The sequence below is a fragment of the Variovorax sp. GW821-FHT09B01 genome, from assembly GCF_059418345.1.
This window is the reverse complement of the sequence record NZ_JBWKPQ010000032.1, coordinates 70,837-88,699: the sequence shown is the minus strand read 5'-3', so window position 1 is coordinate 88,699 and position 17,863 is coordinate 70,837. Positions and strand designations below refer to the sequence as shown.

The 17,863-nt window shown below is 71.4% G+C and carries 15 protein-coding genes and 1 pseudogene; 8 read left to right on the top strand and 8 right to left on the bottom strand.

Annotation, left to right across the window (positions count from 1 at the left end; translation table 11 throughout):
- Window positions 1–80: 80 nt before the first annotated feature.
- Window positions 81–998: a LysR family transcriptional regulator gene (locus tag AC07RV_RS42100; RefSeq protein WP_296788843.1), complete on the bottom strand. Its 918-nt coding sequence runs from the start codon at window positions 996–998 to the stop codon at window positions 81–83.
- A gap of 91 nt (window positions 999–1,089) precedes the next feature.
- Here AC07RV_RS42100 and AC07RV_RS42095 point away from each other — a divergent pair, with 91 nt between their 5' ends.
- The gene (locus AC07RV_RS42095) at window positions 1,090–2,100 is read left to right on the top strand and encodes a zinc-binding alcohol dehydrogenase family protein (protein WP_208507976.1); all 1,011 of its coding nucleotides are present in this window, start codon (window positions 1,090–1,092) and stop codon (window positions 2,098–2,100) included.
- 7 nt (window positions 2,101–2,107) lie between these two features.
- Here AC07RV_RS42095 and AC07RV_RS42090 read toward each other — a convergent pair whose 3' ends face one another.
- Window positions 2,108–3,850 (bottom strand): chloride channel protein, encoded by a 1,743-nt coding sequence (locus AC07RV_RS42090; protein ID WP_296788844.1) that lies wholly within the window; start codon window positions 3,848–3,850, stop codon window positions 2,108–2,110.
- 100 nt (window positions 3,851–3,950) lie between these two features.
- Between AC07RV_RS42090 and AC07RV_RS42085 the strand changes: the two genes are divergently transcribed.
- Entirely contained in the window at window positions 3,951–4,523 is a 573-nt protein-coding gene (locus AC07RV_RS42085) for a GNAT family N-acetyltransferase (protein WP_296788846.1), read from the top strand.
- Window positions 4,524–4,525: 2 nt separating this feature from the next.
- On the opposite strand, the gene AC07RV_RS42080 is transcribed toward AC07RV_RS42085, so the two are convergent.
- Complete coding sequence (locus tag AC07RV_RS42080; RefSeq protein ID WP_057599064.1) at window positions 4,526–5,239, bottom strand: sulfite exporter TauE/SafE family protein; 714 nt, start codon at window positions 5,237–5,239, stop codon at window positions 4,526–4,528.
- Window positions 5,236–6,171, bottom strand: coding sequence for an amidohydrolase family protein (locus AC07RV_RS42075; protein ID WP_495338106.1), 936 nt, complete (start codon window positions 6,169–6,171; stop codon window positions 5,236–5,238). Before AC07RV_RS42075 ends, AC07RV_RS42080 begins: the two co-directional genes overlap by 4 nt.
- Here AC07RV_RS42075 and AC07RV_RS42070 point away from each other — a divergent pair.
- Window positions 6,089–6,337 (top strand): annotated as a pseudogene (locus AC07RV_RS42070) (GNAT family N-acetyltransferase); the annotation flags it as partial. The gene AC07RV_RS42075 and the pseudogene AC07RV_RS42070 sit on opposite strands and share 83 nt — an antisense overlap.
- Window positions 6,338–6,339: 2 nt before the next feature.
- Here AC07RV_RS42070 and AC07RV_RS42065 read toward each other — a convergent pair.
- Genes AC07RV_RS42065 through AC07RV_RS42055 form a run of 3 tightly spaced genes read right to left on the bottom strand, consistent with a single transcriptional unit; the run spans window position 6,340 to window position 9,836 of the window.
- A complete protein-coding gene (locus tag AC07RV_RS42065; RefSeq protein WP_057599064.1) occupies window positions 6,340–7,053 on the bottom strand; it encodes a sulfite exporter TauE/SafE family protein in 714 nt (237 codons plus the stop codon).
- Window positions 7,050–8,450 carry an amidohydrolase family protein gene (locus tag AC07RV_RS42060; RefSeq protein ID WP_296788847.1) on the bottom strand — a complete coding sequence of 467 codons (1,401 nt, stop codon included), beginning with the start codon at window positions 8,448–8,450 and terminating at the stop codon, window positions 7,050–7,052. The genes AC07RV_RS42065 and AC07RV_RS42060 overlap by 4 nt, the downstream gene beginning before the upstream one ends.
- A 33-nt stretch (window positions 8,451–8,483) precedes the next feature.
- Window positions 8,484–9,836: a uracil-xanthine permease family protein gene (locus tag AC07RV_RS42055; protein WP_208507972.1), complete on the bottom strand. Its 1,353-nt coding sequence runs from the start codon at window positions 9,834–9,836 to the stop codon at window positions 8,484–8,486.
- A 147-nt stretch (window positions 9,837–9,983) separates the two neighbouring features.
- Here AC07RV_RS42055 and AC07RV_RS42050 point away from each other — a divergent pair, with 147 nt between their 5' ends.
- Window positions 9,984–11,012, top strand: a complete 1,029-nt coding sequence (locus AC07RV_RS42050) for a substrate-binding domain-containing protein (protein WP_296788849.1) — start codon at window positions 9,984–9,986, stop codon at window positions 11,010–11,012.
- A gap of 6 nt (window positions 11,013–11,018) precedes the next feature.
- Here AC07RV_RS42050 and AC07RV_RS42045 read toward each other — a convergent pair whose 3' ends face one another.
- Entirely contained in the window at window positions 11,019–12,389 is a 1,371-nt protein-coding gene (locus tag AC07RV_RS42045; protein ID WP_296788850.1) for a PQQ-dependent sugar dehydrogenase, read from the bottom strand.
- A gap of 143 nt (window positions 12,390–12,532) precedes the next feature.
- Here AC07RV_RS42045 and AC07RV_RS42040 point away from each other — a divergent pair, with 143 nt between their 5' ends.
- From AC07RV_RS42040 to AC07RV_RS42025, 4 genes are all read left to right on the top strand, one after another.
- On the top strand, window positions 12,533–13,288 hold the full coding sequence (locus AC07RV_RS42040) for an alanyl-tRNA editing protein (RefSeq protein ID WP_296788851.1): 756 nt from the start codon (window positions 12,533–12,535) through the stop codon (window positions 13,286–13,288).
- Between the two features lie 44 nt (window positions 13,289–13,332).
- A complete protein-coding gene (locus tag AC07RV_RS42035) occupies window positions 13,333–15,573 on the top strand; it encodes a protein-disulfide reductase DsbD family protein (protein ID WP_472922555.1) in 2,241 nt (746 codons plus the stop codon).
- Window positions 15,574–15,668: 95 nt separating this feature from the next.
- Entirely contained in the window at window positions 15,669–16,373 is a 705-nt protein-coding gene (locus AC07RV_RS42030; RefSeq protein WP_296788854.1) for a redoxin domain-containing protein, read from the top strand.
- A 165-nt stretch (window positions 16,374–16,538) separates the two neighbouring features.
- The gene (locus tag AC07RV_RS42025; RefSeq protein WP_093353821.1) at window positions 16,539–17,855 is read left to right on the top strand and encodes an MFS transporter; all 1,317 of its coding nucleotides are present in this window, start codon (window positions 16,539–16,541) and stop codon (window positions 17,853–17,855) included.
- The last annotated feature ends 8 nt before the right edge of the window (window positions 17,856–17,863 follow it).

Below are 17,863 nucleotides of genomic sequence, written 5' to 3'. Positions count from 1 at the left end.
GTCGCCTTTTCTTTGGTTACTTTCTTTTGGCGAAGCAAAAGAAAGTGACTCGCCCGCCGGGGCGAGACCCGGCCAACGCCCTACCCAGAGAAAACACCCCGCCCCAACAAATCAAACTTCAAAGCCAGGAAATCAACCAAAGCCCGAACCCGAGCCGCAACAAACCTCCCACTAGGCAACAACGCATGCAACGGATAAGGCTCCGTCTCCCAATCCGTCATCAGATGCACCAACCGCCCGGCTTCGATATCGCCGCGCACATCGAGAGCCGACTTCAGCGTCACCCCATACCCCGCCACCGCCCATTCGCGCGCCAGCGAAGCATCGTCCACGCTGCGATTCCCATCGACCCGCACCTCCGTCCACTGCCCGTTCTGCGCAAATCGCCAGACCCGATGCAGCCGCCCCCCGCGATTGAAGATCAGGCAGTTGTGATGCACCAGGTCCTGCGGCACCCTCGGCGCCGGATGCCGCCGCAGGTAATCGGGCGAGGCCGTCAACAACGGATTGGTCATCGCGAACGGCCGCGCCACCAGCCGCGAATCGGCCAGCGCGCCGTAGCGCAGCGCCACGTCGACCTCGTCGCGCATTACGTCCAGCGGCCGGTCGCCCACCGACAGCGACAGCTGCACCCCCGTGTGCAGCGCGAGGAACTCGTCGAACCAGGGCAGCAGGGTGCTGCGCGTGAGGTCCGAGGGCGCGGCCACGCGCAGCGTGCCGACCAGCTCGCCGCGGTCGGCCGTGACCAGCGATTCGCCCTCGGCCAGCAGCTCGAAGGCGCGCACCGCGTAGTCGAGCAGGGTTTGGCCCTGCGGCGTCAGGCGCATGGCGCGCGTGGAGCGCTCGAACAGCCGCGCGCCGAGCTGCGTCTCGAGCCGCTTGAGCGTGGCGCTGGCGGCCGCCGGCGTGATGCCCAGCGCATGGGCCGCGGCCGTCAGCGTGCCGGCGCGCGCGGTCTGCACCAGCACCCGCAGGTCCGAGGTATTTTCAATCTTCATTTGAAAGTGTTGCTCGCCTAGCCAGTCTTATCAAATCGGGATTGTCGCCCTACATTCGTTTCATCTCCAGATCCGCCACAAAGGAACCGCCATGAAAGCCGTCGGCTACTACCAGCCCCTCCCCATCGACCACCCCGAAGCGCTGCAGGACATCGAGCTGCCCGCGCCCCAGCCCGGCGCGCGCGACCTGCTGGTGCGCGTGAAGGCGGTGTCGGTCAACCCGGTCGACACCAAGGTGCGCAGGAACGCCGCGCCCGAGGCCGGCCAGGCCAAGGTGCTGGGCTGGGACGCGGTCGGCACGGTCGAGGCCATCGGCGCGGGCGTGACGGGCTTCAAGGTCGGCGACCGCGTCTACTACGCCGGCTCGATCGTGCGCCCCGGCGCCAATTCGGAACTGCATGCGGTCGACGAACGCATCGCCGCGATCGCGCCGGGCACGCTCGACGATGCCCAGGCAGCCGCGCTGCCGCTGACCACCATCACCGCCTACGAGCTGCTGTTCGACCGCCTGCGCGTGCCCAAGGGCGGCGGCGCGGGCCAGACCCTGCTGATCACCGGCGGCGCCGGCGGCGTGGGCTCGATCCTGATCCAGCTCGCGCGCCAGCTCACGCAGCTGCGCGTGGTCGCCACCGCCTCGCGCGCCGAGACCCGCGCCTGGTGCCTGGAACTGGGCGCGCACCTCGTCATCGACCATTCGAAGCCGCTCGCGGCCGAGCTCAAGGCGGCCGGCATCGCCGAGGTCGACATGGTCGCGAGCCTCACGCAGACCGAGCAGCACTACGCACAGATCATCGAGAGCCTCAAGCCCCAGGGCCAGCTCGCGGTGATCGACGACATGAAGGTGCTCGACGCGATGCCGCTGAAGACCAAGAGCCTGTCGCTGCACTGGGAAATGATGTTCGCGCGCTCGCGCTTCGAGACGACCGACATCGCCGAGCAGGGTGCGCTGCTGGCCGAGGTGGCCGCGCTGGTCGATGCCGGCCGCGTGCGCACCACCGCGAACGCGAGCTTCGGCACCATCAACGCCGCCAATCTGCGCCGCGCCCATGCGCTGATCGAAAGCGGCAAGGCGCAGGGCAAGGTGGTGCTGGCCGGGTTCTGAACGAAGCTCAGCTTCTCCAGCGCAGGCTGCGCACCCGCTCGCGTTGCTCCTCCTCGTGGAAGTGCGCGAGCGAGGGCTTGATGAGGTCGCTGCGTGCCACGATGCCGACCAGCAGGCGCGAATCGGCATCGCGCACCACCGGCAGCCGCTCGAGCCCGTGGCGCGCGAGCCGCGTGGCGACCGCGCGGCAGTTCTCGCCGGGCAGCGCGACCACCGGCGGCGTGCCGGCCACCGCATCGCCCACGGTGCCGGTGCTCCAGGCAGAGAGCACGGCGCGGTCGGCCACGCCGATCACCTCGCGTCCGCGCAGCACCGGGAACGCGCGGTGCGCCTGGCCTTCGCCGAAGTACATGGCCAGCGCCTCGGCCACCGGCAGGGCGGCGTCGATGGTGCGCACCTCGCGCGTCATCACCTCTTCCACGAACTGGCGCTCGAGCGGATCGATGCCGTACTCGCGGTAGATGTGATGGCCGCGGCGCGCGATCTTCTCGGTGAGGATCGAACGCCGCATGGTGAGCACGGTGAAGCCGTAGGCGGTGGCCGAGGTGGCGAGCAGCGGCAGCAGCGCATTGCTGTCGTGCGTGAGACCGAAGGCGAACACGGTGGCCATCAGCGGCGCGCGCATGGTGCCGCCGAGCGTGGCGGCCATGCAGACCAGCGGCCACAGCATCGGGTCGCCGCCCGGCAGCAGGTGCGAGAGCACCGCGCCGAGCGCCGCACCCATCATCAGGAGCGGCGCCAGCACGCCGCCCGAGGTGCCCGAGCCGAGCGCGATCACCCAGATGATCGCCTTGACCGCGATCAGCGCGAGCACCGCCTGCCAGGCCAGCTGGTTGTGCAGCAGGTCGCCGATCACGTCGTAGCCCACGCCGAGCGCGCGCGGCTCGAAATAACCGCCGATGCCCACCGCGAGGCCACCGAGCGCCGGCCACCACATCCAGTGCAGCGGCAGCTTGCCGAACAGGTCCTCGACCTTGTAGAGCGACAGCGAGAGGCTGGCCGAGAGCGCGCCGCACAGCAGTCCGGCCACCACGCACGACAGCAGCGCGAGCGGGCCCGGCGCCGCGGTCTGCAGCGGGAACAGCGGCCCGGCCTCCATCAGCAGCGGCCGCGTGAAGCCCGCGACCGCGCAGGCGATCGCCACCGGCAGCAGGCTGCGCGGGCGCAGTTCGAACAGCAGCAGCTCGACCGCCAGCAGCACCGCGGCCACCGGCGTGCCGAACACCGCCGTCATGCCCGCTGTAGCGCCGGCCACCAGCAGCGCCTTGCGCTCGGCTGCCGACAGGTGGAAGTGCTGCGCGATCAGGGAGCCGATGGCGCCGCCGGTCATGATGATCGGCCCCTCGGCGCCGAAGGGCCCGCCGCTGCCGATCGCGATGCCCGAGGACAGCGGCTTGAGCACCGCCACCTTGGGCGACATCTTGCTGCGGCCGAACAGGATCGCCTCGATGGCCTCGGGGATGCCATGGCCGCGGATCTTCTCGGAGCCGTAGCGCGCGATCAGCCCGATCACCAGCCCGCCGAGCACCGGCACCGCGATCACCCAGGCGCCCATCGTGTGGCCGGCCGGCGAGCGGTCGGCCAGCGAGAAGTCCTGGAAGAAGAACAGGTTGGTGAAGAAGCGGATCAGGTCGAGCAGCACGCGCGCGGCCACGGTGCTCGCGGCGCCGATGACGGCCGCCAGGGTGGCGATGCGCAGCAGGCGCGCATCGAGCGCGAAGTCGCCGCGGCGATGGGTGGAGGTGGACATGGAGGGGCCGGAAGCCGGTGGCGCGAAAGCGCGCAAATATATCACCTCATGACATAAATGAGCGATCGGCGGCGCCTTGCGTCTGCGCCAGAATCGCCCGATGGACCGCACGCTCATCGAACCCGAAACGCCCCGCCTTCGCCTGCGCCAGTGGCGCGAGAGCGACCTCGCGCCCTTCGCCGCGCTGGTCGCCGATCCACAGGTGATGGAGTTCTTTCCCGCCACGCTGTCGCGCGAGGAGAGCGACACGCTGGTCGCGCGCTTCGTCGAGCGCATCGCGCAGAACGGCTGGGGTTTCTGGGCCGCCGAGCACAAGGAGTCGGGCGAGCTGATCGGCTTCACCGGCCTCAATGCGCCGGCCTATGCCCTGCCCTTCTCGCCCTGCGTGGAGATCGGCTGGCGGCTCGCGCGCAAGTGGTGGGGCCAGGGCCTCGCGAGCGAGGCGGCGCGCGCCTCATTGGCCGTGGGCTTCGAGCGGCTCGGGCTGGACGAGATCGTCTCCTTCACCGCGCTGCCCAACCGGCGCTCGAGCGCGGTGATGCAGCGCCTGGGCATGCGCGAGGACCCGGCCGGCGCGTTCGACCATCCGCTGCTGGCCGAGGGCCATCCGCTGCGCCGCCATTGCCTGTACCGGCTCGACCGCGCGGCCTGGCAGGCGCGGCAAGGCGCCTGAAGTCAGAAGGCCTTCACCAGCAGCACCAGCCCCGAGACGATCGCGAACACCTGCACGAAGATGCGCAGCAGCCGCCCGTTCACGCGGCGATGCACGAGGCGGCTGAGCACCGCGCCCACGACCAGCGCCGGCAGCAGCAACGCCGCGGCCTGCAACTGCGGCAGGCCGACGCGGCCGGTGGCCAGCAGCACGGCCAGCGACACCAGCTCGCCGAGCAGGAAGCACAGCGCGATGGTCGAGCGCATGGTGGGCGCCGGCTGGTGCTGGTAGACGAGCGCCAGCGGCGGGCCGCCGATGCCGGTGGCGGTTTCGGTGATGCCCGTGACCAGCCCGGCGCCGACGAAAGCGCCGCGCCCCGGCGAGAAGGCCGGCATCAGCAGGGTGACCAGCGCGGCCGCGACGGTCGAGGCGCCGACGAACAGCGAGAGCTGGCCCGCGCTGAGCGCCGCCAGCACCCAAAGGCCGCCCGCGGTGCCCGCGACGCGCCCACCGGTGATCCAGCGCGCGCCGGTGCCGTCGATGGCGCCGCGCTCGCGCCAGGCCACGTAGAGGTTCAGCGGCAGCATCAGCACCAGCACGCACACCGGCAGCAGCTCGGGGCGCACGAGGCCGATCACCGGCGCGGCGATGAGCGCGAAGCCGACGCCGGTCGCGCCCTGCACGAAGGCGGCGACCAGCACGGCCAGCGACATCAGCACGAGGTGCTGCGCGCTCATCGGGCGACCTGCCGCCGGTGCTCGGCGGCCGTGGGATGCAACCGCACGATCGGCGCGCGCGCGATGGCGGCCTGGGCGGTGCGCGCGAGCTGCCGTTGCAGCGCGCGCGCGTCCCAGTCGGTGGGCCAGCCCTTCCACAGCCGCACCCGGCCGGCGACGAACACCGCCTCGATCTGGTCGCGGTTGCCCAGGCGCACCAGGTCCCAGGTCAGGTCGACCGAGGTGCACATCTCGGGCGTGTCGACGTCCACGAGCAGGAAGTCGGCCGCCTTGCCGACGGCGATCTCGCCGGTGCGCGCACCCAGGCCCGCGGCGCGCGCGCCCTCGTGCGTCGCATGGTCGAACCAGGTCCAGCCGCCGCCGCTGGAGGCATCGCCCACGGCCAGGCCGAAGGCGATCTTCTGCGCGGCCTCGGCCGCATCCATCAGGCGGAAGCCGTCGCTGCGCGTGGCATCGGTGCCCAGGCCGAAGCGGATGCCGAGCGCGGCCATGAGATGGGCCGGCGCCACCGCGTTGCCCTTCCACTGGCTCGCGACCGGGTTGTAGCTGACGGCGGTGTCGGTGTCGCGCAGCAGCATGAGTTCCGGTGGCGTGACGAGCGTGCCGTGCGCGATCAGCACCTGCGGGCCGAGCGCGCCCAGCTGCGCGAGCAGTTCCAGCGGACGCCGGCCGCGCGCGACCACCGAGCGCTCGACCGAAGCCAGGTGCTCGTTGACGTGGGTCTGGAACACGGTGCCGGCCTCGGCGCACAGCGCGGAGACGGTCGTCAGCATCTCGTCGGAGGCCGCTTCGGGCACCGAGATCGCGAGCGAGGGATGCACCAGCGCATCGCCCTGCCAGCGCGCGAGCCAGGGCCTCGCGAGCGAGGCGGCGCGCGCCTCATTGGCCGTGGGCTTCGAGCGGCTCGGGCTGGACGAGATCGTCTCCTTCACCGCGCTGCCCAACCGGCGCTCGAGCGCGGTGATGCAGCGCCTGGGCATGCGCGAGGACCCGGCCGGCGCGTTCGACCATCCGCTGCTGGCCGAGGGCCATCCGCTGCGCCGCCATTGCCTGTACCGGCTCGACCGCGCGGCCTGGCAGGCGCGGCAAGGCGCCTGAAGTCAGAAGGCCTTCACCAGCAGCACCAGCCCCGAGACGATCGCGAACACCTGCACGAAGATGCGCAGCAGCCGCCCGTTCACGCGGCGATGCACGAGGCGGCTGAGCACCGCGCCCACGACCAGCGCCGGCAGCAGCAACGCCGCGGCCTGCAACTGCGGCAGGCCGACGCGGCCGGTGGCCAGCAGCACGGCCAGCGACACCAGCTCGCCGAGCAGGAAGCACAGCGCGATGGTCGAGCGCATGGTGGGCGCCGGCTGGTGCTGGTAGACGAGCGCCAGCGGCGGGCCGCCGATGCCGGTGGCGGTTTCGGTGATGCCCGTGACCAGCCCGGCGCCGACGAAAGCGCCGCGCCCCGGCGAGAAGGCCGGCATCAGCAGGGTGACCAGCGCGGCCGCGACGGTCGAGGCGCCGACGAACAGCGAGAGCTGGCCCGCGCTGAGCGCCGCCAGCACCCAAAGGCCGCCCGCGGTGCCCGCGACGCGCCCACCGGTGATCCAGCGCGCGCCGGTGCCGTCGATGGCGCCGCGCTCGCGCCAGGCCACGTAGAGGTTCAGCGGCAGCATCAGCACCAGCACGCACACCGGCAGCAGCTCGGGGCGCACGAGGCCGATCACCGGCGCGGCGATGAGCGCGAAGCCGACGCCGGTCGCGCCCTGCACGAAGGCGGCGACCAGCACGGCCAGCGACATCAGCACGAGGTGCTGCGCGCTCATCGGGCGACCTGCCGCCGGTGCTCGGCGGCCGTGGGATGCAACCGCACGATCGGCGCGCGCGCGATGGCGGCCTGGGCGGTGCGCGCGAGCTGCCGTTGCAGCGCGCGCGCGTCCCAGTCGGTGGGCCAGCCCTTCCACAGCCGCAGCCGGCCGGCGACGAACACCGCCTCGATCTGGTCGCGGTTGCCCAGGCGCACCAGGTCCCAGGTCAGGTCGACCGAGGTGCACATCTCGGGCGTGTCGACGTCCACGAGCAGGAAGTCGGCCGCCTTGCCGACGGCGATCTCGCCGGTGCGCGCACCCAGGCCCGCGGCGCGCGCGCCCTCGTGCGTCGCATGGTCGAACCAGGTCCAGCCGCCGCCGCTGGAGGCATCGCCCACGGCCAGGCCGAAGGCGATCTTCTGCGCGGCCTCGGCCGCATCCATCAGGCGGAAGCCGTCGCTGCGCGTGGCATCGGTGCCCAGGCCGAAGCGGATGCCGAGCGCGGCCATGAGATGGGCCGGCGCCACCGCGTTGCCCTTCCACTGGCTCGCGACCGGGTTGTAGCTGACGGCGGTGTCGGTGTCGCGCAGCAGCATGAGTTCCGGTGGCGTGACGAGCGTGCCGTGCGCGATCAGCACCTGCGGGCCGAGCGCGCCCAGCTGCGCGAGCAGTTCCAGCGGACGCCGGCCGCGCGCGACCACCGAGCGCTCGACCGAAGCCAGGTGCTCGTTGACGTGGGTCTGGAACACGGTGCCGGCCTCGGCGCACAGCGCGGAGACGGTCGTCAGCATCTCGTCGGAGGCCGCTTCGGGCACCGAGATCGCGAGCGAGGGATGCACCAGCGCATCGCCCTGCCAGCGCGCGAGGAAGCGCTCGGCCTGCGCCTTCAGCGTGCGGCGCTCGGCATCGCTGCTCTCGTTGCCGCCGTCGTTGCAGATCAGCCCGAGCACACAGCGCAAGCCGGTCTCGTGCAGCGCGCGCGCCATCGCGCCGATGTCGCCCGGCGCGCGGGTGCCGGCGTCGCACACGGTGGTGAAGCCGCCGCGCAGCGACTCGAGCGCCGCGAGCTTGGTCGCGAGGTAGACGAACTCGTCGTCGAGGCTGGATTCCAGCGGCACCCACACGCGCCGGAAGATCTCCGACGGCTCGCCGTAGGCCAGCGACTTGCCGAAGGACTGCGTGAGGTGGTGGTGCGCGTCGATCATGCCGGGCATCAGCAGCCGGCCCGGCAGGCGCTGCGGCACCAGTCGAGGGTGGCGCGCGGCCAGCAGCTCGGCAGGGCCGATGTCGGCGAAGCGGCCGTCGGCGATGTGCACGGCGTGGTCGGTGGCCGGGCCGTCGCGCAGCATCAGGTGGTCGGGCACGAGCAGCAGCTCGGGGGCCGCGAAGGGCGCGGCCTCGTGGTCAGGGGACATGTCTGGATCCGAAAGAAAGGAAAGAGAAGAAGCTCACTGCGGCGAAACCGGCGGCGGCACCGCCGATGGCAGGGGCGCCGCGCGTTCGGCCGGTGGCCGGTTGAACAGCAGGTTGAGCACCACCGCGGTGATCGAGCCCATCGCGAGGCCGTTGCCCAGCACCAGCTGCAGCGTGTCGGGAAAACGGCTGTAGAGCCCCGGCACGAGGATCGGCAGCAGGCCCATGGTCAGCGCGCCCGCCAGCACGAACATGTTGCCGCGCTCGTGCAGGTCGGTGCGGCGCAGCATGTCGATGCCCATGGTGCCGATGATCGCGAACACCACCATCGCGGTGCCACCCACCACGGCGGCCGGGATCGCGCTGGCCAGCCGGCCCAGCGGTGCCGACAGCGCGATCAGCACCAGGATCGCGCCGGCCATGGCCGTCACGTAGCGCGAGCGCACGTTGGTGGCGCGCACGATGCCGATGTTCTCGCCGCTGGTGATGATCATCGAGGTGCCGAACAGGCCGCCGAGCAGCGACACCAGCGCGTCGCCGCGCACGGTGCGCGGCACCGCGTCGCGCGGGTCGATGGGCCGGCCCACCACCTCGGCCACGGCCACCGTCTGGCCGGTGGCCTCGACCATCGAGATCACGCTGAAGATCAGCAGCGGCACCGCGGCCACGAGGTCGAAATGCGGCAGGCCGAAGGGCAGCAGGGTCGGGCTGCTCCACAGCGGGCCCGCGGCCACGGGCGAGAAATCCATCAGCCCGAAGGCGGCCGCCAAGAGCGTGCCGGCCAGCAGGCCCAGCAGCACCGCGAGCTGCCCCAGCATGCCCTTGAACAGGCGCGCGAACAGCACCGTGAAGCCGATGGTGGCGAGCGCCAGCCCGATGTTCACCGGGTCGCCGAAGGTGGGCGTGCCGGCCTTGCCGGCGATGATGCCGCCGTAGACCTTCACCAGGTTGATCGACACCAGCAGCAGCAGCGTGCCGATCACGATCTTCGGGAAGAAGCGCAGGCAGCGCGCGAAGACCGGCAGGATCAGGAAATAGAACAGCGCCGTGAGGATCACCGCGCCCGAGGCGGTCTGCAGGTCGCGCTGCTGGGCGATGGTCACGAACATCACGATCGGCGCGCCGCCCGGCACCATCACGAAGGGCAGCCGCGCGCCGAACTTCCACGGCCCGAAGGACTGCAGCAAGGTGCCCAGCCCGCACAGCAGGAAGGTGGCGCTGATCAGGTTGACCGTGAGCGCGGCCGACAGGCCCAGCGCCTTGGCCACCAGGAACACCGAGGTGATCGGCACCGCGGCCATCACCAGCACGTGCTGCAGGCCGAACAGCAGCAATTGGGAAAAGGGCAGCACGGCATCGACGGGCGCTGGCTCGTTCGCACGGGACATGATCGTTTTTCCTTGGATCGGTCCGCGCCCAAATCGATTTGGGCGCACTGGCAAAAAAATCCGCCGCAGCGGGTGAAGTACATTCCGGGCAGATGCCCAAAACGATTTGGGAATTGAAGCACCGCTTTCGTGGAAGGTCAATACGGGATGAACACCGAGCGAACGCCACGGGCGAACATCAAGGACGTGGCGCGCGAGGCCGGCGTGTCGCCGACCACGGTGTCGCACGCCCTCAACGCGCGCGGGCAGGTCGATGCCGAGACCCGCGCGCGCGTCGAGCGCGCGGCCGCCAGGCTGGGCTACCGGCCGAACCGCAATGCGCAGCGGCTGCGCACCGGGCAGGCGCACATGATCGCCCTGCTGTCCTCGATGCCGCTGGCGGTGGCGGGCGGGCCCTCGCGGCTGGGCTTCCTGATGGAGGTGGCGGCGGTGGCCGCGGCGGCGGCGCTCGACCGCGGCCTCGCGCTGGTGCTGGCGCCCGCGATGGAGAACGGGCTGGTGCCGATGGAGCTGCTCGACGTCGACGGCGCGCTGGTCATCGAGCCCTCGGCCGGCGATCCCAACCTCGCGAACCTGCTGCGCCGCGGCCTGCCGGTGGTGGCCATCGGCAAGCCGGCCGAGGGGCCGGTGATGCCGCCCTACGTCGACATCCATTCGGGCCGCACCACGCGGCTGCTGCTCGAGCACTTGCACGGCCAGGGCGCGCGCCAGGTCGCGATGATCCTGGGCGCGGCGCAGCGCAACTCCTACCTCGAGGCGCGCACGGCGTACGAAGAAGCGATGGCCGCGCGCGGCCAGCCGCCGCTGTTGTCGCTGGTCGAGGAGGTGCGCGGCGAGGCCGGCGGCCACGAGGCGGCGCAGGCGCTGCTCGCGGCCCATCCCGGCATCGACGCCTTCTGCGTGCCGGTCGACGCCTTCGCCACCGGCGCGCTGGCGGCGATCGTGCAGAGCGGGCGCCGCGTGCCCGACGACGTGATGGTCGCGACCCGCTACGACGGCCTGCGCGCGCGCACCAGCGTGCCGCCGCTCACCGCGGTCGACCTGCACCTGGAGGAGGTGGCGCAGCAGGCGATCGCGCTGCTGTTCGACCACCTGCGCGGCGATGTCTCGCGCCACCGGGTCGAGGGCCCGGCCGCGCAGCTGGTGGCGCGGCCCTCGTCGGTGCGCGGCGGCTGAGCGTCCTTAGTTCTGCTTCGCGCGCGACACCCGCCACACGACGTTGCCCACGTCGTCGGCCACCAGCAGCGCGCCGCTCTTGTCGAGCGCCACGCCCACCGGCCGGCCCTGCGCCTTCTCCTGGGCATCGAGGAAGCCCGTGAGCACGTCGACCGGCGGGCCGCTGGGCTTGCCGCCGATGAAAGGCACGAACACCACCTTGTAGCCCGACTTGGGCTTGCGGTTCCACGAGCCGTGCTCGCCGATGAAGACACCGCTGGCGAACTGCTCGGGCATGCCGCCCGGGCGCGAGAACGCCAGGCCCAGCGGCGCGACGTGCGAGCCCAGCGCATAGTCGGGCGCGATCGACTTGGCCACCATCTCGGGGTTCTGCGGCTGCACGCGCACGTCGACCACGCCGCCGTAGTAGCTCCAGGGCCAGCCGTAGAAGGCGCCGTCCTTCACCGAGGTCAGGTAGTCGGGCACGAGGTCGCTGCCGATCTCGTCGCGCTCGTTGACCACGGTCCACAGCGCCTGGGTGTCGGGGTCCCAGCCCAGGCCGTTGGGGTTGCGCAGGCCGCTCGCGAACAGCCGCTTCTCGCCGCTCTTGGTGTCGACCTCCCAGATGGCGGCGCGGCCCTCCTCGGCGGCCAGCCCGTTCTCGCCGATGTTGCTGTTCGAGCCCACGGTCACGTAGAGCTTGCTGCCATCGGCGTTGGCGATCACGTTCTTGGTCCAGTGGTGGTTGATGCCCGCGGGCAGCGGCGTCACCACGGTGGGCTTGGCATCGATCGAGGTCTGGCCCTCGGTGTAGGGCACCTTCACGAGCGCATCGGCGTTGGCGATGAAGAGTTCGTTGCCCACCAGCGCCATGCCGTAGGGCGAGGTAAGGTTGGAGAGGAACACCTGTTTGACCTCGGCCGCGCCGTCGCCGTCGGCATCGCGCAGCAGGGTGATGCGGTTGGCGCTGGGCACGCCGGCGCCGGCGCGCGCCATCAGCTTGTTCATCACGAAGTTGCGCGCCTTGGCCATCAGGCCGCTGCCGCCGTCGGTCGTGCCCTCGAGCTTGGGCGGCTTGTTGCTCTCGGCCACCAGCACGTCGCCGTTGGGCAGGGTGTAGACCCAGCGCGGATGGTCGAGCCCGCGCGCCAGCGCCGCCACCTTGAGGCCATCGGCCGGCGTGGGCGCGGCGGTGTCGTTCCAGCCGACCACGGGCGCGACGTTGACGGTGGGGATCAGGGTCTTGTTGGGCTCGACCAGCTGCGGCCGCGGACCGGTGGTCAGTTCGGGCGTGAGCTTGGCCGCCTCGCCGCAGCCCGCCAGCACCAGCGGGACCAGGACCGCCGCCAGCAGGGCCGCGGCCGTCTTGGGGGTGGGTGCTTGCTGCCGTGTCTTCATGCGCCGTCCTTCGTGCGTTGCGGCGCGGCCCGGTGCCGCGCATCGAGCGATCTTCGAGCGGGCGGCGGCCCCGGGGCTGTCGGTCGTGGGCGCTTTCCGGCGTGGGCGCACCCCGTTCGCGCATCGCCGCTACCATCGCCGGGATGACCCACGACCTGTTCCGTGCCGACGCCTATCTGCGCTCCTGCGAAGCGCGCGTCGAGCGCATCGACGAGACCGGCATCGTGCTGGACCGCACCGTGTTCTACCCGCTGGGCGGCGGACAGGCCGGAGACAGCGGCGTGCTGGCGCTGGCCGGCGGCGCCGGGATCGCGATCGCCGACACGCGCAAGGGCAAGGACGCCGAGGGCCGCGCCACCGACGAGATCGTGCACGTGCCCGCGCCGGGCCAGGAGGCCCTGCTGGCCGCGCTGAAGCCCGGCGACACCGTCACCGCGACCATCGACTGGGAGCGCCGCCACCGGCTGATGCGCTTCCACACCGCCACCCACCTGCTCTGCTACTTGGTGCCGCAGCCGGTCAACGGCTGCTCGATCACGCCCGACTACGCGCGGCTCGACTTCCACATGACCGACCCACTCGACAAGGAAGCGCTGACCCGCGGCCTCGCGGCGCTGGTGGGCGCGGCCCATCCGCTGACCGTGGGCGCCATCACCGACGCCGAGCTCGACGCCAACCCGGCGCTGGTCAAGAGCATGAGCGTGCAGCCGCCGCGCGGCACGGGCACGGTGCGCACCATCCGCATCGGCGGCGAGGGCGAGGCCCAGATCGACTTCCAGCCCTGCGGCGGCACGCACGTGGCCAACACCGCCGAGATCGGCGCCGTGGTGGTCACCAAGATCGAGAAGAAGAGCGCCAACAGCCGGCGCGTGGTGCTGGGCTGGGCGGCCGCCGCCTGATCCCGCCCGGAACTTCGCTCCCCCTGAATGCTCCGACTGTCGGCATGACCTTCACGCGCCTCCGATTCGCTACGCTTCTCATAGCAGCATCCACAGCCTGGATGCCGGCTCTGGCCCAATTGACTCCAGCCAAGACGGGCGCGGTCGTGACCACCCCGCATGTGCGCGCCGAACTGGTGGCGCATGCGCCCGACGGCGTGGCGCCCGGCGCGCCGGTCTGGGTCGGCCTGCAGATCGCGCACCAGCCCGAGTGGCACACCTACTGGAAGAACGCCGGCGATTCCGGCCTGCCCACCGAGCTCAGCTGGACCCTGCCCCCCGGCGTGGCGGCCGGCGACATCGCCTGGCCGGTGCCGAAGAAGATCCCGGTCGGCAACCTCGCCAACTACGGCTACGAGAACACGGTGCTGCTGCCGGTGCCGCTCGAGGTGGCGAGCACCTTCAAGCCGCCGCTGGCCCTCACGGGCGCGGGCGGGCCGGCCGAACTCCAGGTGCGGCTCAAGGCCTCGTGGCTGGTCTGCCGCAAGGAATGCATTCCCGAGGAAGGCGAGTTCTCGCTGGCGCTGCCGGTGCAGGGCTCGACCGCGCTGCACAAGGCCGAGTTCGACGCCGCCCAGGCCGCGCAGCCGGCACAGCTCGCGGCGCCGGGCGCGATCGAGGTGCAGGGCAACAACCTGCAGGTGCGCCTCGAGGGCCTGCCGGCCGCTGCCCAGGGCAAGACGCTGGCCTTCTTCCCCGAGACCCCCGAGGTGATCCGCACCGCGGCCGTCTCCGGCAAGGACTGGACCCAATCCTGGCAGGGCGGCACCTGGACCGCCACGCTGCCGCTGGCCGACCAGCGCAGCGCGAGCCCCACGGCGATGCCGGTGGTGGTGGCGCTGGCCGAGGCCGATCGCCAGCCCGGCCAGCCGATCGCCTGGCGCGCCGAGCCGCCCGTGAGCGGCAGCTGGCCCGCGGCCGCCGCCGCGCCCGCCGCCCAGGTCTTGCCCGCGCTGCAGGCCGCGCTGGCGGCCAACGCGGCCGATGCCGTGAAGACCGCCGCCGCCTCGAACGAGATCGCGCCCCAGCCCATGGGCACGCTGCTGGCCGCGCTGCTCGGCGCCTTCCTCGGCGGCCTGCTGCTCAACCTCATGCCCTGCGTGTTCCCGATCCTCGCGATCAAGGTGCTGGGCTTCGCGCGCCAGGCCGGCAACCGCAGCGCGCACCGGCAGGCCGGGCTGGCCTACACGGCCGGCGTGATGCTGTCCTTCCTCGCGCTCGGCGGCGCCATGCTCGCGCTGCGCGCGGCCGGCGCCGGCCTGGGCTGGGGCTTCCAGCTGCAGTCGCCCGCGGTGGTGGCGGTGCTGGCCGCGCTGTTCACGCTGATCGGCCTGAACCTGGTGGGCGTGTTCGAGTTCATGCGCACCGTGCCCTCGTCGGTGTGCAGCGCGCAGGCCAAGCACCCGATCGCCAACGACTTCCTCTCGGGCGTGCTCGCGGTGGTCATCGCCTCGCCCTGCACGGCGCCGTTCATGGGCGCCTCGCTGGGCTTCGCGATCGGCCTGCCGGCCGGCCAGGCGCTGCTGCTGTTCGCCGCGCTGGGCTTCGGCCTCGCGCTGCCCTACCTGGTGGCGGGCTTCGTGCCGGCCATCGCCTGGCTGCTGCCCAAGCCCGGCCCGTGGATGAGCACGCTGCGCAAGCTGCTGGCCTTCCCGATGTTCGCCACCGTCGCCTGGCTGGTCTGGGTGCTGGGCCAGCAGACCGGCATCGACGGCGCCGGCACCCTGCTGGCGCTGCTGGTGTGCCTGTCGGCGATCGTCTGGGCGCTCACGCTGCGCGGCCGCTCGCGGCTGGTGATCGCCACCGTGCTGATCGGCTTCACCGTGGTGCTCACCAGCGCCATCGGCCGCAATGTGCTGACGACCGTCGAACCCGCGAAGCTCGCGAGCGCCGCGGGCTCGAAGGAAGCGCGCTGGCAGCCCTGGTCGGCCGAGCGCGTGGCCGAGCTGGCCAGCGACGGCCGCCCGGTGTTCATCGATTTCACCGCCGCCTGGTGCGTGACCTGCCAATACAACAAGAAGACCACGCTGTCCGACACCGAGCTGCTGGCCGCCTTCGACGACAAGAAGGTCGCGATGCTGCGCGCCGACTGGACCCGCCGCGACCCCGCGATCACCGCCGCGCTGACCGCGCTCGGCCGCAGCGGCGTGCCGGTCTACGTGCTGCAGGCCCCGGGCAAGCCGCCCGTGGTGCTGACCGAGATCCTGGGCAAGGACGAGGTCCGCGCGGCGCTCGCCGCGCTTTGACCACGGCTGTGACATGGGTTGTCACAGGCACATGAAAAAACCGCTCTAAGCTGTCGCCGTCATTCGGAAATATCTCCATGGAGTTCGATCAGCCCATGTCCCTCCCCCCGTCTACCGAGCTGCGCCCCGACTCGCGCTCGGTGCGCGCCGCGCGCCGAGCCCGCGCCGCTCTCAGCCGTGCCTCGCGCCGCGCCGTCATGGCCGCCGCCGTCGCGCTGGGCGCCACCTTCCTCGTGAGCAACAACGCCTTCGCCGCGCCCGCCGTGGGCCAGCAGGCGCCCGACTTCGTCGCCGTCGACACCAGCGGTGCCAAGCACAAGCTGTCCGACTTCGCGGGCAAGTTCGTGGTGCTCGAATGGACCAACCCCGGCTGCCCCTTCGTGCGCAAGCACTACGGCAGCGGCAACATGCCCGCCACCCAGAAGGCCGCCACCGACAAGGGCGTGGTCTGGCTGGCCATCAACTCCACCGAGCGCGCCGCCAGCGACTACCTGAAGCCGGCCGCGCTGGCCGACTGGATGAAGTCGCAGTCGGCCGCGCCCACCGCGGTGCTGATGGACGAGGACGGCATGATCGGCCAGGCCTACGGCGCGCGCACCACGCCGCACATCTTCATCATCGATCCCAAGGGCACGCTGGTGTACGCGGGCGGCATCGACTCCATCGCCTCGGCGCGCGTGGACGACATCAAGACCGCCGTCAACTACGTGAACCAGGCGCTCGGCGAGGCCTTCGGCAACAAGCCGATCACGGCGGCCAGCACGCGGCCCTACGGCTGCTCGATCAAGTACAAGACCTGAGCCCGTCCCCGGGCCCGTCATCCAGCAAGAGGCGCCGCGGCGCCTCTTTTCTTTTGGGGCCGGCTTTGACAGGTACCTGACCACGCGCGTCAGCTTGCCGTCGGGCAATGCTTCCTACCCTCGGGGTGCACACATCGCGCACGCACAACCCAGGGGACTCCACACATGACCACAGCGTCCAAAGGCGCGGCCACCACCGCCTCCAGTTCCAAGTTCGCCACCGTCCTGCGCGTGACCGGCGGCAACTTCATGGAGATGTTCGACTTCTTCCTGTTCGGCTTCTACGCCACGCAGATCTCGAAGGCCTTCTTCCCGGCCGGCGACGAGTTCGCCTCGCTGATGCTGACCTTCATGACGTTCGGCGCCGGCTTCCTGATGCGGCCGCTGGGTGCGATCTTCCTCGGCGCCTACGTCGACCGCGTGGGCCGCCGCAAGGGCCTGATCGTCACGCTCGCGCTGATGGCGCTGGGCACGCTGCTGATCGCCTGCGTGCCCTCCTACGCCACCATCGGCTTCGCGGCGCCGCTCCTGGTGCTGATCGGGCGGCTGCTGCAGGGCTTCTCGGCCGGCGTGGAGCTCGGCGGCGTGTCGGTCTACCTGTCGGAGATGGCCACGCCGGGCCGCAAGGGCTTCTACGTGAGCTGGCAATCGGCCAGCCAGCAGGTCGCCATCGTGGTGGCGGCCGCGCTCGGCTACTGGCTCAACGTGACTTTCAGCGCGCAGGAGATCGGCGACTTCTACTGGCGCGTGCCCTTCTTCGTCGGCTGCCTGATCGTGCCGGTGCTGTTCGTGATCCGCCGCTCGCTGCAGGAGACCGAGGAATTCATGGCGCGCAAGCACCGCCCCGACGCGCGCGAGATCTTCCGCTCGATGGTCGCCAACTGGGGCCTGGTCATCGCCGGGATGATGCTGGTGTCGATGACCACCGTGTCCTTCTACCTGATCACGGTCTACACGCCGACCTTCGGCAAGGCCGTGCTGCACCTGAGCACCACCGACGCGCTGGTCGTCACGCTGTGCGTGGCCATCTCCAACTTCATCTGGCTGCCGATCATGGGCGCGCTGTCGGACCGCGTGGGCCGCAAGCCCCTGTTGATCGCGTTCACCGTGCTGACCATCCTCACGGCCTACCCCTCGCTCAAGTGGCTGGTCGGCGCGCCGAGCTTCGCACGCATGCTCGAGGTCGAGCTGTGGCTCTCGTTCCTCTACGCGAGCTACAACGGCGCGATGGTGGTGGCGCTGACCGAGGTGATGCCGGTCAGCGTGCGCACCGCCGGCTTCTCGCTGGCCTACAGCCTCGCGACCGCGCTGTTCGGCGGCTTCACGCCGGCCGTGGCCACCGGCCTGATCGAAATGACCGGCGACAAGGGCGCACCGGGCCTGTGGATGACCGCGGCCGCGGTCTGCGGGCTGGTCGCGACGCTGGTGCTCTACCGGCGCAACGTGAGCCCGGCCGACGCGCGGCGCGTGCCGGCGGTCTGACGCACCCG

Excerpts from the sequence above, each read along its gene's own strand:
- AC07RV_RS42100 (WP_296788843.1), bottom strand. The coding sequence starts at position 998 with ATGAAGATTGAAAATACCTCGGACCTGCGGGTGCTGGTGCAGACCGCG.
- AC07RV_RS42095 (WP_208507976.1), top strand. The coding sequence starts at position 1,090 with ATGAAAGCCGTCGGCTACTACCAGCCCCTCCCCATCGACCACCCCGAA.
- AC07RV_RS42090 (WP_296788844.1), bottom strand. The coding sequence starts at position 3,850 with ATGTCCACCTCCACCCATCGCCGCGGCGACTTCGCGCTCGATGCGCGC.
- AC07RV_RS42085 (WP_296788846.1), top strand. The coding sequence starts at position 3,951 with ATGGACCGCACGCTCATCGAACCCGAAACGCCCCGCCTTCGCCTGCGC.
- AC07RV_RS42080 (WP_057599064.1), bottom strand. The coding sequence starts at position 5,239 with ATGAGCGCGCAGCACCTCGTGCTGATGTCGCTGGCCGTGCTGGTCGCC.
- AC07RV_RS42065 (WP_057599064.1), bottom strand. The coding sequence starts at position 7,053 with ATGAGCGCGCAGCACCTCGTGCTGATGTCGCTGGCCGTGCTGGTCGCC.
- AC07RV_RS42060 (WP_296788847.1), bottom strand. The coding sequence starts at position 8,450 with ATGTCCCCTGACCACGAGGCCGCGCCCTTCGCGGCCCCCGAGCTGCTG.
- AC07RV_RS42055 (WP_208507972.1), bottom strand. The coding sequence starts at position 9,836 with ATGTCCCGTGCGAACGAGCCAGCGCCCGTCGATGCCGTGCTGCCCTTT.
- AC07RV_RS42050 (WP_296788849.1), top strand. The coding sequence starts at position 9,984 with ATGAACACCGAGCGAACGCCACGGGCGAACATCAAGGACGTGGCGCGC.
- AC07RV_RS42045 (WP_296788850.1), bottom strand. The coding sequence starts at position 12,389 with ATGAAGACACGGCAGCAAGCACCCACCCCCAAGACGGCCGCGGCCCTG.
- AC07RV_RS42040 (WP_296788851.1), top strand. The coding sequence starts at position 12,533 with ATGACCCACGACCTGTTCCGTGCCGACGCCTATCTGCGCTCCTGCGAA.
- AC07RV_RS42035 (WP_472922555.1), top strand. The coding sequence starts at position 13,333 with ATGACCTTCACGCGCCTCCGATTCGCTACGCTTCTCATAGCAGCATCC.
- AC07RV_RS42030 (WP_296788854.1), top strand. The coding sequence starts at position 15,669 with ATGTCCCTCCCCCCGTCTACCGAGCTGCGCCCCGACTCGCGCTCGGTG.
- AC07RV_RS42025 (WP_093353821.1), top strand. The coding sequence starts at position 16,539 with ATGACCACAGCGTCCAAAGGCGCGGCCACCACCGCCTCCAGTTCCAAG.